The following is a 13,401-nucleotide window of genomic DNA, read 5'->3' on the forward strand; positions in this document are numbered from 1 at the left end:
CCGCGAAGACGTCAGATCAGGCGACAGCAGTCTCGGCCGGCGAAACAATACTGGTCTTGCCCCCACGAGACTTACCGGAGCTCAAGTACTCGGCAATCGATTCCTGAGTCACCTCACCCAGGAACACCCGCTCGGCATCCATCACCGGCAGCCACGAGCGGTTGAACTCGTACATGCGCGACAGCAGGATGCGCAAATGCTCGTCGTACGCCGCGGTGGCGTTGAACTCGCGCAGGTATTGCGCGCAGGTGCCGGTCTGACGGTGCAGGTCGCGACGGCGCACGTAGCCCAAGGCCTTGTTCTCGGCACAGGTCACCACCACGTAGCGACGGTCCAGTTCGTCCATCAATTCCAGCGCATCGGCCACTGGCGTTTCCGGGCTCACCGAAGGCGCGTTGTCCGCTGCATCTTCGGCTTTCACCAGCAACAGGCGCTTGAGGGTGCTGTCCTGGCCGACGAAGTTGCTGACAAAGTCGTCCGCCGGGTGCGCCAGCAGCGTATCCGGGTGATCGATCTGCAGCAGTTTGCCCGCGCGGAAAATCGCGATCTTGTCGCCAAGTTTGATGGCTTCGTCGATGTCGTGGCTGACCATGATCACGGTCTTGTTCAATGCCCGTTGCATCTCGAAGAATTCGTTCTGAATCATCTCGCGGTTGATCGGGTCGACCGCGCCGAATGGCTCGTCCATCAACAACAGCGGCGCATCCGCCGCCAGCGCGCGAATCACGCCGATCCGCTGCTGCTGGCCACCGGACAATTCACGCGGGTAGCGAGTCAGATACTGCTTGGGTTCGAGCTTGATCATGCTCATCAACTCGCGGGCGCGGTCGTGGCATTTCTGTTTGTCCCAGCCCAGCAGGCGCGGAACGATGGTGATGTTTTCCTCGATGGTCATGTTCGGGAACAGACCGATCTGCTGGATCACATAACCGATGTTGCGACGCAGGGTGACGGCGTCGAGGTCAGTGGTGTCTTCGCCGTTGATCAGGATCTTGCCCGAGGTTGGCTTGATCAGGCGGTTGATCATCTTCAGCGTGGTGCTTTTGCCGCAGCCCGATGGCCCGAGGAACACACAGATCTCCCCTTCGTTGACGGTCAGGCTTACCGAGTCCACGGCTTTCACATCTTTGCCGTTGCTTTGGAAGGTCTTGCTGAGGTTTTGAAGTTCGATCATTTGAGCAATCCTTTTGGAGTCAGCGTGCGTTGCAACCATTGCAGAAGCAGGTCGGCGAAGATGGCCAGGAGACTGACCAGCACGGCGCCGACAATCAGCATCGACATGTCGCTGCGGCTGATGGAAGCGAGAATGAGTACACCGAGGCCACCGGCGCCGATGGTCGCGGCGATGGTCATCACACCGATGTTCATCACCACGGCGGTGCGCACACCGGCGAGGATCACCGGCACGGCAATCGGCAATTCGACCATGCGCAGGCGCTGGCCGAAGGTCATGCCAATACCGCGCGCTGCTTCGCGAATGCCAGGTTCCACGCCGGTCAGCGCCAGGTAGGTGTTACGCATGATCGGCAGCAACGAGTACAGAAACACTGCGGTGATCGCCGGCATCGGGCCGAGGCCCTGGCCGAATTTCGAGTAGAACGGCAGCAGCAGGCCGAACAGCGCAATCGATGGCACGGTCAGCAACACCGTAGCGCTGGCTTGCAACGGGCCGGCCAGTGTCGGGAAGCGGGTCATCAGGATGCCCAACGGCACGCCGACCACAATCGCCAGGGTCACGGCGATGCCAACCAGGGTGATGTGCTGCCAGGTCAGGTGCAAAACCTGCGGCCAATCGAGATGGGAAAAGGCGTTGAGAAATTCCATGTCTTTTCCTCCTTAGTTCAATGGATGTTGGCGCAGGAAATCGGCGGCAACGGATGAAGGACTTTCGTGATCGACATCGACCCGCGCGTTCAGCCGGCGCATGGTGGCGTCGTCGAACAGTTCGGCCAGCGGCTTGAGCTCTTCGGCGAGTTTCGGGTGGGCGTCGAGGTAAACCTGACGCACCACCGGCGCGGCGGTGTAGTCCGGGAAGTAGTGCTTGTCGTCTTCCAGCAACTTGAGCTTAAAGGCGTTCAAACGACCGTCGGTGGTGTAGACCAGACCGGCAAACACCTGGCCATTGCGCAGGGCGGTGTAGACCAGCCCGGCATCCATCTGGCGAATGTTGTTGCGGGTCAGGTTCATGCCGTAGAGATCCACCATGCCATCGAGACCGTCGGAACGGTTGGCGAACTCGGTGTCCAGGGCGACGAGGTGATTGGTCTTCGCCTCAGCCTGCAGCACTGTGTTCAGCTCGCTGATGGTGTTGATCTGCGGATACGCTTTTGCGGTGTTTTCCGGCAGTGCCAGGGCGTAGGTATTGCTGAACTTCGACGGGGTGAGCCAGACCAGGCCTTTTTTTGCGTCGAGTTCTTTCACCCGGGCGTAGGACTGAGCGCTATCGAGCTTGTCGGTGATGTGGTTGTAAGCCACCAGCGACACGCCGGTGTATTCCCACATCAAGTCCAGCTGACCACTTTCGTGGGCGCTGCGGGCCAGGTTGCTGCCCAGACCGCCGGTCACTTGGGTGTCATAACCCTTGGTGCGCAGGTATTGGGAAGTGATTTCCGCCAGCAGGGTTTGTTCGGTGAACACCCGGGCGCCGATGCGGATCACCGGTTTTTCAGCGGCTTGGGCAAATCCTGCGAACAGCAGGGCGCAGCCTAAAAATAAGCAGATTTTTTTCATGTTAATTCCTTTGCCGAGGCTTAAGACGGGCGCAAGCCGCGTTCGAGCCAGAGGCGGCTGGCGAGTGTCACCAGTCCGTCGAGCAGCAAGGCCAGCAGGGCGGTGCAGGCCGCGCCGAGCAGCAGTTGCGGCTGATTGTTCAGGGCGATGCCGGGGAAAATCAGGCTGCCCAGGCTGTTGGCGCCAATCAGGAACGCCAGCGGTGCGGTACCGACGTTGATCGCCAGTGCCACGCGCACGCCGCCAATGATGATCGGCACGGCGTTCGGCAGTTCGACCCGCCATAGCACCTGAGTCGGTGTCATGCCGATGCCGACGGCTGCTTCCTTGAGTGAACCCTGGACGTTTTTCAGCCCTTCATAGGTGTTGCGCACAATCGGCAACAGTGAGGCGAGGAACAAGGCGAAGATCGCAGGGCCGCTGCCGATGCCGAGGATACCCAGGGCGATGGCCAGTACGGCGAGAGGCGGCACGGTGTTGCCGATGTTGAAGATCTGCATGAAGCGTTCGGCGCGGCCAACCATGGTCGGGCGGCTGAGGAAGATACCGGCGGGTATGCCCACTACAAGGGCGGCCAGCATGGAAACGAGGACGAGAATCAGATGAGCTTGCAGGTAAAACAACAAATCGTCGCGGTACTGTTCGATCGTGTTGATGCCAATCCAGTGGATCAGCAGGGCCAGAAGGGCGACGACAACCGCACCTCCTATCAGCCCCTTGCCATAGCGAATAGCCACAGGCGGACTCCTTTTTTCAGTCGGCGGACACCGCTTCGTGTGGCAATGCCATTCCTGGCTGCCGAAGACAGTGTTCGCGAAAAGCAGCTCTATCAGTGCCGGTGAAACGGCATGAAATCGAGCCATAAGCGCAGCCTCGTCAGGCTAACTTGCTGATTTTTCGACCCTGACGAATAGCCGTAACAGGGGAGTGGACGCCTCCACCTTTTAAAAGGTTCCATAATTAACAGCATTTAGCCACCGTAGGAGCTGCCGAAGGCTGCGATCTTTTGATCTTGATCTTCGGTGGTCTTGAAAAAAACAAGATCAAAAGATCGCAGCCTTCGGCAGCTCCTACAGGGGTGCGGTGTTCGGGAAGCCCTACGGATGGTGGTTCGTAGGTTACTTTTTAAGCTATACTCGCCGCCCTTTTTTGAATCACCTGCCAGGCGATTTCCCATGACCAAACAGGCCGCCGAAGTCGCGAAACGCCGCACTTTCGCCATTATTTCCCACCCCGATGCCGGTAAAACCACCATCACCGAGAAGCTCTTGCTGATGGGCAAGGCGATTGCGATTGCGGGCACGGTGAAATCTCGAAAATCCGACCGCCATGCCACCTCCGACTGGATGGAAATGGAAAAGCAGCGTGGTATCTCGATTACCACGTCGGTCATGCAGTTCCCGTATCGCGATCACATGATCAACCTGCTCGACACCCCGGGCCACGAAGACTTCTCCGAAGATACCTACCGCACTCTGACGGCAGTGGACTCGGCATTGATGGTCCTCGACGGCGGTAAGGGCGTTGAGCCACGGACCATCGCCCTGATGGACGTCTGCCGTCTGCGTGACACGCCGATCGTCAGCTTCATCAACAAACTCGACCGTGACATTCGCGACCCGATTGAACTGCTCGACGAAATCGAAGCGGTCCTGAAGATCAAGGCTGCGCCGATCACCTGGCCGATCGGCTGCTACCGCGATTTCAAGGGCGTTTATCACCTCGCCGACGACTACATCATCGTCTACACCGCTGGTCACGGCCACGAGCGCACCGACGTGAAAATCATCGAGAAGCTCGACTCCGATGAAGCCCGCGCGCACTTGGGCGACGAGTACGACCGCTTCGTGGATCAGCTGGAACTGGTGCAGGGCGCCTGCCACGAATTCAATCAACAGGAATTCCTCGACGGCCAACTGACACCGGTATTCTTCGGTACTGCATTGGGCAACTTCGGTGTCGATCACGTGCTCGACGCCGTGGTCAACTGGGCGCCGAAACCGCTGGCCCGTGTCGCCAACGAGCGCACCGTGGAACCGGTTGAAGAGAAATTCTCAGGTTTCGTGTTCAAGATCCAGGCGAACATGGACCCGAAACACCGCGACCGTATCGCCTTCATGCGGATCTGCTCCGGCAAGTACGAAAAAGGCATGAAAATGCGTCACGTGCGCACCGGCAAAGACGTGCGGATCGGCGATGCGCTGACCTTCTTCTCCTCCGAGCGTGAGCAGCTGGAAGAAGCCTTCGCTGGCGACATCATCGGTTTGCACAACCACGGCACCATCCAGATCGGCGACACCTTCACCGAAGGCGAAGTCCTGGGCTTCACCGGCATTCCGCACTTCGCCCCGGAACTGTTCCGTCGTGTGCGTCTGCGTGATCCGCTGAAATCCAAGCAACTGCGTCAGGGCTTGCAGCAACTGGCCGAAGAAGGCGCCACTCAGGTGTTCTTCCCCGAGCGCAGCAACGACATCATCCTGGGTGCCGTCGGTGTGCTGCAGTTCGACGTGGTCGCCAGCCGTTTGAAAGAGGAATACAAGGTCGAGTGCTCGTACGAGCCGATCACTGTTTATTCCGCGCGCTGGATTGATTGCGACGATAAGAAGAAGTTCGAGGAATTCCGGGTCAAGGCGGTGGAAAACCTCGCGGTCGATGGTGGTGGTCACCTGACCTACCTGGCTCCGACGCGGGTCAACCTGGCGCTGATGGAAGAGCGTTGGCCGGATGTGAAATTCAGGGCGACGCGTGAGCATCATTAATCGATAAAGGTGCTTGGGGATATAAAAGGCGAAGCTTTCGGGCTTCGCCTTTTTTTTGGAAAATCAAAAGATCGCAGCCTTCGGCAGCTCCTACACGGAATCAAGTACACCTGTAGGAGCTGCCGAAGGCTGCGATCTTTTGATTTTTGTTTTTGACCTTTTCGGCATAACCCCTATTCCAAAGCAATCTCCCCGCCCACGACATTTTCTGCTACCCGGTAGCGTGCTGTCTGGAGAACCCGGTCAATCGGAACTAGATTTCACTCAGTACCTTCAGGCATGCAAGCGTCACCCAAGAAAAGGATGGAATCGGCTATGAGTATTTATCAACGCATTGTGTTGTTGCTTAAGGTTTTGGTGCTGCTGTCCCTCGGCACATCGGCGGTGGCGTGGGCGGAATGTGAGAACCACGAAACACAGGCCTTGAACGGGCAAGGCGTGCACAGCGAGCTGATGATCGCTGCGACCGAATCAGGCGATGATGATCCAGACGCCGATGAGGAAGAGGATGAGGAAGACACGCAAACGTAAATCACGGACAAAAGAAAACCCCTCGCCGGACTGATACGCAATCTGGTGGAAGGGGTCTGGTCAACTCGGTCCCTGTGGGAGCGGGCTTGCTCGCGAAAGCAATCTGTCAGTCGACAGAGATGGTGACTGAAGCACCGACTTCGCGAGCAAGCTCGCTCTCATTTTTTTCAGGCCGTTTTTACGCCACGCCGTCGAGGAATTGCTCGGCGTAGTGACAAGCCACCTGGCGAGTGTCGACCAGGCGCAGGAGCGGTTCTTCTGTGGTGCAGCGCTCGGTCGCGTACGGGCAGCGCTTGTGGAAGGCGCAGCCGGACGGCGGGTTCAGCGGGTTTGGCAGTTCGCCGACGATTTTGATTTTCGGCTTGTCCGGGTCCGGGTGGATGGTCGGAGTGGCCGACAACAGCGCCTGGGTGTAGGGATGCAGAGGGCGAGTGTAGATGTCCTCTTTCGGGCCCATTTCCACCGGACGGCCGAGGTACATCACCATCACGTGATCGGCGACGTGGCGCACCACCGCCAGGTTGTGGGAGATGAACACGTAAGCGGTGTTGAACTCTTGCTGTAAATCCATGAACAGGTTCAGCACCTGCGCCTGGATCGACACGTCCAGCGCCGAGGTCGGTTCGTCCGCCACCAGCACTTTCGGTTGCAGCATCATCGCGCGGGCCAGGGCAATCCGCTGGCGCTGACCGCCGGAGAACATGTGCGGGTAGCGCTGGTAATGCTCAGGCCGCAAGCCCACCTGTTTCATCATCGCCTGGACTTTCTCGCGACGTTCCGAGGCGCTCAGGTTGGTGTTGATCAGCAGCGGTTCGGCGAGCTGATCACCGACTTTCTGTCGTGGGTTCAGCGACGCGTACGGGCTCTGGAACACCATCTGCACATCTTTGCGCAGTTGCTTGCGCTGAGCCTTGTCGGCACCCGTGACTTCCTGCCCGGCGATTTTCAAGGAGCCGGAGGACGGTTCTTCGATCAGCGTCAGGGCCCGGGCCAAGGTGGATTTGCCACAACCCGATTCGCCCACAACGGCGAGGGTCTTGCCGGCTTCCAGTTCGAACGACACACCGTTGAGGGCGCGCACGGTCGCATGACCCTTGAACAGGCCACGGGACACTTCGTAGTGACGGGTCAGGTTGCGGGCGGTAAGTACGATGGCCATTACGCCACCTCCTGATTCAGCGGGTAGAAGCAGCGGGCGAGGCTGTTGCTTTTCGGGTCAAGGGCCGGACGCTGAGTGCGGCAGTTGTCCTGCACGTACGGGCAGCGCGGCGACAACAGGCAGCCTTGCGGGCGGTCGTAGCGACCGGGAACGATGCCCGGCAATGTCGACAGGCGCGCGGCGCCCAGGCTGTGTTCCGGAATCGCCTTGAGCAGTGCTTCGCTGTACGGGTGCGCCGGAATGTCGAACAGTTGTGGTACCTGACCGACTTCAACCGCTTGGCCGGCGTACATCACGCACACGCGCTGGGCGGTTTCGGCCACGACCGCGAGGTCGTGGGTGATCAGCACCAGGCCCATGTTCTGCTCTTTCTGCAGGGCCAGCAGCAGGTCCATGATCTGCGCCTGAATCGTTACGTCCAGCGCGGTGGTCGGTTCGTCGGCGATCAGCAGTTTCGGTTCGCCGGCAATCGCCATGGCGATTGCAACACGCTGGCTCATGCCGCCGGAGAGTTGATGCGGATAGGCATCCATACGGCTGGCGGCGCCCGGGATTTCCACTTTTTCCAGCAGTTCGATGGCACGCTTGCGGGCGTCCTTGCGGGACATTTTCAGGTGCAGGCGCAGCACTTCTTCGATCTGGAAACCGACGGTGTAGCTTGGGTTCAGCGCGGTCATCGGGTCCTGGAAGACCATGGCCAGGTCTTTGCCGACGATTTGCCGACGCTGACGGTTGCTGAGCTTGAGCATGTTCTTGCCGTCGAAATTCAGGGCATCGGCGGTGACGATCCCCGGATGCTCGATCAGACCCATCAGCGCCATCATGGTCACGGACTTGCCGGAACCCGATTCGCCAACGATGGCCAGCACTTCGCCCTTGTCCACGGTAATGTCGAGACCGTCGACCACCGGAACGGCGTTGGCGTCGCCGAAGCGAACGTTGAGATTCTTGATTTCTAACAGTGACATTTGAATCTCCTCAGGCGGCGTTCTTGAGTTTCGGGTCCAGCGCATCGCGCAGGCCGTCGCCCATCAAGTTGATTGCCAGCACGCTGAGCAAAATGGTCAAACCAGGCAAGCTCACCACCCACCAGGCGCGTTCGATATAGTCGCGAGCCGAAGCCAGCATGGTGCCCCACTCAGGGGTTGGCGGTTGTACGCCAAGGCCGAGGAAGCCCAGTGCCGCGGCATCGAGAATTGCCGAAGAAAAACTCAAGGTGGCCTGAACGATCAGCGGCGCCATGCAGTTGGGCAGCACGGTGACGAACATCAGGCGTGGCAGACCGGCACCGGCCAGGCGCGCGGCGGTCACGTAGTCGCGGTTCAATTCGCCCATCACCGCGGCGCGGGTCAGACGAACATAAGACGGCAGCGAAACCACGGCGATGGCAATAATGGTGTTTATCAGACCAGGGCCGAGGATGGCGACAATCGCCACGGCCAGCAGCAGGGACGGCAGGGCCAGCATGATGTCCATCAGACGCATGATGGTCGGGCCGAGCACGCGCGGGAAGAACCCGGCGAACAGACCCAACAGGATGCCCGGAATCAGCGACATCACCACCGACGACAAGCCGATCAGCAGGGACAGGCGCGAACCGTTGATCAGCCGCGACAGCAGGTCACGACCCAGTTCATCGGTGCCGAGCAGGAACTGGATCTGCCCGCCTTCCAGCCAGGACGGCGGGGTCAGCAGGAAGTCGCGGTATTGCTCGCTTGGGTCATGCGGTGCAACCCACGGCGCGAAGATCGCGCAGAAAATCACCAGCAGCATGAACATCAGGCCAGCAACGGCGCCTTTGTTCCTGGAGAACGCGTGCCAGAATTCTTTATACGGGGACGGATACAGCAGGCTTTGATCGACTGCTACCGGTGTAATGAGAGTGGTCATGGTCTTGATCTCAGCGCTGATGACGGATGCGTGGGTTGGCAAAGCCGTAGAGGATGTCCACCACGAAGTTGACCAGGATCACCAGGCAGGCGATTAACAGGATGCCGTTCTGCACCACGGGATAGTCCCGTGCGCCAATGGCTTCGATCAGCCATTTGCCGATGCCGGGCCAGGAGAAAATGGTTTCGGTCAGGACCGCACCGGCCAGCAGCGTGCCGACTTGCAGGCCGACCACGGTCAGTACCGGAATCAGTGCGTTACGCAAGCCGTGAACGAACACCACGCGCGATGGAGACAGGCCTTTGGCGCGGGCGGTACGGATATAGTCTTCACGCAGCACTTCGAGCATCGACGAGCGGGTCATCCGCGCGATCACCGCCAGCGGGATGGTACCGAGCACGATGGCCGGCAGGATCAGGTGATGCAGGGCATCGAAGAAGGCCCCGACGTCATCGGCCAGCAGCGTATCGATCAGCATGAAACCGGTGCGCGGCTCGATGTCGTAGAGCAGGTCGATCCGCCCGGACACCGGGGTCCAGCCCAGGCTCACCGAGAAGAACATGATCAGGATCAGGCCCCACCAGAAGATCGGCATCGAGTATCCCGCCAGGGAGATGCCCATCACCCCGTGGTCGAACAGGGATCCTCGCTTGAGTGCCGCGATCACCCCGGCCAGAAGGCCCAGGATGCCGGCGAATAACAGGGCGGCCATGGACAGTTCCAGGGTCGCGGGGAATAGAGAGCTGAACTCGGTCCAGACGCTTTCACGGGTACGCAGGGATTCGCCGAGATCGCCGTGGGCCAACTTGCCGATGTAATCCAGGTATTGGGCATACAGGGGTTTGTTCAGACCTAGGCGTTCCATTGCCTGAGCATGCATTTCGGGGTCGACTCTACGTTCGCCCATCATTACTTCCACGGGGTCGCCTGGAATCATGCGAATCAACGCGAAAGTCAGCAAGGTGATGCCGAAGAACGTGGGGATCAATAACCCCAATCGGCGGGCAATAAAACTAAACATCGTGTGGTGTACCTCATCAGCCGGTTAGGCGTGCCCGGCAGCGCTGGGGTCAGCGATGCCGGGCGTTTCTTATCTACTTCACCTGGGTGGTGGCGAAGTTATTCGTGGTGAGGGGGCTAATGTGATAGCCCTCTACGTTGGTGCGCATTGCAGTGAACATACGGGTGTGCGCCATGCTGATCCACGGCTGGTCCTGATTGAAAATGGCCTGGGCTTGTTCGTAGAGCGCCGTGCGTTCGTCCGGGTCCACTTTAGCCCGTGCTTCGTCGATCAGCGCCTGGAACTTTTCATTGCACCAGCGAGCGTAGTTTTCGCCGTTCTTGGCCGCTTCGCAACTGAGCATAGGCGTCAGGAAATTATCCGGGTCGCCGTTGTCGCCAGCCCAGCCGGCGGACACCATGTCGTGCTCGCCGTTTTTCGCGCGCTTGAGCATTTCGCCCCATTCCATGACCCGAATATCGATCTTGATCCCGACCTTGGCCAGGTCGGCCTGCATCATCTGTGCGCCGAGCATCGGGTTCGGGTTGGTCGGGCCGCCGCCGTTACGGGTGAACAGGGTAAACGTGGTGCCTTCCGGTACGCCGGCGTCCTTGAGCAGGGCGCGAGCCTTGTCCAGATCACGGGGCGGGTTGGTCAGTTTGTGGTTGTAGCCCAGCAGGGTGTCCGGGTACGGGTTGACCGCCACGGTCGCATTGCCCTTGCCGAACAACGCGTTGACGTACGCAGCCTTGTCGAAGGCGATGTCGATGGCTTTACGCACGCGCACGTCGCTCATGTACGGACGGGCGGTGTTCATGGCGACATAGGACACGGTCATTGCGTTCAGTTCATCAACCTTCAGGTTGGTGTCTTTCTTGATGCTCGGGATGTCATCCGGTTTCGGATACAGCGCGATCTGGCACTCGTTGGCCTTGAGCTTTTGCAGGCGCACGTTGTTGTCGGTGGCAATCGCCAGGACCAGCGCTTCAGCCGGTGGCTTGCCACGGAAGTAGTCCGGGTTGGCCTTGAAGCGGACCTGAGCATCCTTGGCGTAACGCTGAAAGACGAACGGGCCGGTGCCGATTGGCTTGTTGTTCAGGTCGCCGGCCTTGTTGGCCTTGAGCAACTGATCGGCGTACTCGGCGGAGTAGATCGAGGAGAAGGCCATGGCGATGTCGGCCAGGAACGGCGCTTCACGGCGGGTCAGGGTGAATTTGACCGTGTTGTCGTCGACTCTCTCGACGCTTTTGAGCAGCTCTTTGAAGCCCATGCTTTCAAAGTACGGGAAGCCCACGCTCGACAGTTTGTGCCATGGGTGTTTGGGGTCCAGCTGTCGCTGGAAGCTCCAGACCACGTCGTCGGCATTCATGTCGCGGGTTGGCTTGAAGTAATCGGTGGTGTGAAACTTGACGCCTTTGCGCAGGTGGAACGTGTAGGTCAGACCGTCGTCGCTGATGTCCCAGGACTCGGCCAGTGCCGGGATCACTTCAGTGGTGCCGGGCTTGAAGTCCGCCAGACGATTGAAGATGGTTTCGGCCACCGCATCGGCTGTGACTGCAGTCGTGTACTGGACCATATCAAAGCCTTCCGGGCTGGCTTCGGTACAGACCACCAAGGGTTTGGCCGAGACGCCGACGGCGACACTCAGCAACGCGGCAGCGATGGCCGCTCGTAGGGGAAGCATTTTCATCTAGAGCCCTCTGCAATCGGTTGAACAGAAAAGCCAGACGGCCGACTCATCATGAGTCAGCCTCCGGCATGGGTTTTACAAAATATTGAACGGGATGGTGGTCACGAGACGGAACTCGTTGATGCTGCCATCCGCCTGGTTTTCGCTGGCGCGGTGAGCCGTGTAGGTGGCACGAATAGCGGTGGCCTTGAGCGGACCGCTCTGCACGGCGTACGAGGCACCGATGCCGTATTCATAGTGGTGTTCGCCGTCCTGGGACTGGATACCGTCGTAACCCTTGCCTGCTACGCCTTCGTTACCGGTGTAGTGAGTGCCGTCGATGCCCCAGCCGCGAGCCTGGTAGATGTTGAACTTCAGGCCCGGTACGCCGTATTCGGCCATGTTCAGACCGTAGGCAATCTGGAAGGACTTCTCGTTCGGGCCGTTGAAGTCCGACAGCAGGGAGTTGGCCAGGTAGATGCCGTTGGTTTCATGCAGGTAGTCGAAGTACTCGTTACCGTTAATTTCCTGGTAAGAGAAGGTCAGGCTGTGAGCCTGGTGGGTCAGGCCGAACGACAGGGAGTAGGTGTCGTTATCGATCTTGCCGATAAGGGCTTTACCTTCTTCCTGGGTTTTGTAGTAGTTCAGGCCAGTGGTCAGGCTCAGGATCGAGCTGTCGCCCAGCACATGGCTGGCGCCGAAGTAGTACTGGTTCCACAGGTCTTCAGCCTGGGTGCCCCACAGACTGGTGGTCAGGCTGGCAAATGGCGTGTAAGTGATACCGGCCGTATGGACGTGATCGGTTTCAACGATGCCGTTGGCGTATTCGGTGCGGAACTTGCGTTGGCTTTGTTCGGTTCGTGGAGAGTTGCGATCGAATGTGCCGACGTCGAAGCTCAGGTTTTCCAACTCTTCGCTGTGCAGGCTCACACCCTGGAAGCTCGAAGGCAACGCACGGTTACCGATGACATCGACCATCGGGCTGCTGAAGTTCTGGCGGCCGGCAGTGAGGGTGGTGTTGGACACGCGGGCCTTGACGTTGGCCAGGCCCAGCTTGCTCCACTGGCCGACGGCGTCGCCACCTTCCTCGGTCAGTGTGCGGTTGTTGCCCGCGCCAGAACGAGTACCCGGTGCGCCACCATTATTGGACGCCAGATCCTTGCGATCACGATCCAGAGCAATAGCGTTGTAGGCCGCCACTTCGGTGCTGAAACCTACGGTGCCTTCGGTGAAACCGGAGTTGTACTTGAGGATAGTGCCCTGAACCCAGTTGATACGACGATCAGTCGGGGTCGATACACCGTTTTTCTTGTAGCTGAACGTGGCGCCGCGTTTCAGTTGCTCATTGGCATACCAGTTACGCGTGCTGCCGGTGATCGATTGGCCTTCGACAAAGCCTGTGGCTTCACTCTGGGCACTTTTCTCTTTAACGGTAACCGGCGTGAACGCCTGGCTTTGGGATTCTGCGTACGCCGTGGCGGTCACGCTGCTGATGGCCAAGGCCAATAACGCGGTGCTGCTCAGTTTCATGGGTGAAGCTCCTTGTTTTCTTTTTTTTATGCCGGTCTTTTTTTGGTGATCCGGCTATTTGGTTTGAACTCATTTCACGCAAAGCAAACGTTTGCTATAGGCCGGATTGGCGAATTACGGCAATACGCTTGCG

Annotated in this window: 12 protein-coding genes; 2 read left to right on the forward strand and 10 right to left on the reverse strand. The window is 59.1% G+C overall.

Annotation, left to right across the window (positions count from 1 at the left end; all coding sequences use genetic code 11):
• Positions 1–16 precede the first annotated feature (16 nt).
• The 4 genes from ACZ89R_RS22410 to ACZ89R_RS22425 are packed head-to-tail and all read right to left on the reverse strand — an operon-like array spanning position 17 to position 3,467.
• Positions 17–1,174, reverse strand: a complete 1,158-nt coding sequence (locus ACZ89R_RS22410; RefSeq protein ID WP_429544545.1) for an osmoprotectant ABC transporter ATP-binding protein OsmV — start codon at positions 1,172–1,174, stop codon at positions 17–19.
• A complete protein-coding gene (locus ACZ89R_RS22415; RefSeq protein ID WP_063341568.1) occupies positions 1,171–1,824 on the reverse strand; it encodes an ABC transporter permease in 654 nt (217 codons plus the stop codon). Before ACZ89R_RS22415 ends, ACZ89R_RS22410 begins: the two co-directional genes overlap by 4 nt.
• Positions 1,825–1,836: 12 nt before the next feature.
• A complete protein-coding gene (locus ACZ89R_RS22420; protein WP_429544544.1) occupies positions 1,837–2,730 on the reverse strand; it encodes a glycine betaine ABC transporter substrate-binding protein in 894 nt (297 codons plus the stop codon).
• Positions 2,731–2,750: 20 nt separating this feature from the next.
• Positions 2,751–3,467: an ABC transporter permease gene (locus ACZ89R_RS22425; RefSeq protein ID WP_192346293.1), complete on the reverse strand. Its 717-nt coding sequence runs from the start codon at positions 3,465–3,467 to the stop codon at positions 2,751–2,753.
• A 438-nt stretch (positions 3,468–3,905) separates the two neighbouring features.
• Between ACZ89R_RS22425 and ACZ89R_RS22430 the strand changes: the two genes are divergently transcribed.
• Together ACZ89R_RS22430 and ACZ89R_RS22435 are read left to right on the forward strand one after the other, a co-directional pair.
• Positions 3,906–5,489, forward strand: a complete 1,584-nt coding sequence (locus tag ACZ89R_RS22430; protein ID WP_123498922.1) for a peptide chain release factor 3 — start codon at positions 3,906–3,908, stop codon at positions 5,487–5,489.
• Positions 5,490–5,804: 315 nt separating this feature from the next.
• Positions 5,805–6,020: a hypothetical protein gene (locus ACZ89R_RS22435; RefSeq protein WP_192346291.1), complete on the forward strand. Its 216-nt coding sequence runs from the start codon at positions 5,805–5,807 to the stop codon at positions 6,018–6,020.
• Between the two features lie 178 nt (positions 6,021–6,198).
• Here the strand turns inward: ACZ89R_RS22435 and ACZ89R_RS22440 are convergent, their stop codons facing one another.
• From ACZ89R_RS22440 to ACZ89R_RS22465, 6 genes are all read right to left on the reverse strand, one after another.
• A complete protein-coding gene (locus ACZ89R_RS22440) occupies positions 6,199–7,179 on the reverse strand; it encodes a peptide ABC transporter ATP-binding protein (protein WP_429544543.1) in 981 nt (326 codons plus the stop codon).
• Entirely contained in the window at positions 7,179–8,147 is a 969-nt protein-coding gene (locus tag ACZ89R_RS22445; protein ID WP_008067269.1) for an ABC transporter ATP-binding protein, read from the reverse strand. The genes ACZ89R_RS22440 and ACZ89R_RS22445 overlap by 1 nt, the downstream gene beginning before the upstream one ends.
• 10 nt (positions 8,148–8,157) lie before the next feature.
• Complete coding sequence (locus ACZ89R_RS22450) at positions 8,158–9,069, reverse strand: ABC transporter permease subunit (protein ID WP_095631254.1); 912 nt, start codon at positions 9,067–9,069, stop codon at positions 8,158–8,160.
• A gap of 10 nt (positions 9,070–9,079) precedes the next feature.
• Positions 9,080–10,090, reverse strand: a complete 1,011-nt coding sequence (locus tag ACZ89R_RS22455) for an ABC transporter permease subunit (protein WP_007900379.1) — start codon at positions 10,088–10,090, stop codon at positions 9,080–9,082.
• Between the two features lie 73 nt (positions 10,091–10,163).
• On the reverse strand, positions 10,164–11,759 hold the full coding sequence (locus ACZ89R_RS22460) for an ABC transporter substrate-binding protein (RefSeq protein ID WP_429544542.1): 1,596 nt from the start codon (positions 11,757–11,759) through the stop codon (positions 10,164–10,166).
• Positions 11,760–11,834: 75 nt separating this feature from the next.
• Positions 11,835–13,268 (reverse strand): OprD family porin, encoded by a 1,434-nt coding sequence (locus tag ACZ89R_RS22465; protein WP_429544541.1) that lies wholly within the window; start codon positions 13,266–13,268, stop codon positions 11,835–11,837.
• Positions 13,269–13,401: the final 133 nt, after the last annotated feature.

Source organism: Pseudomonas sp. TE3728 (assembly GCF_056279145.1).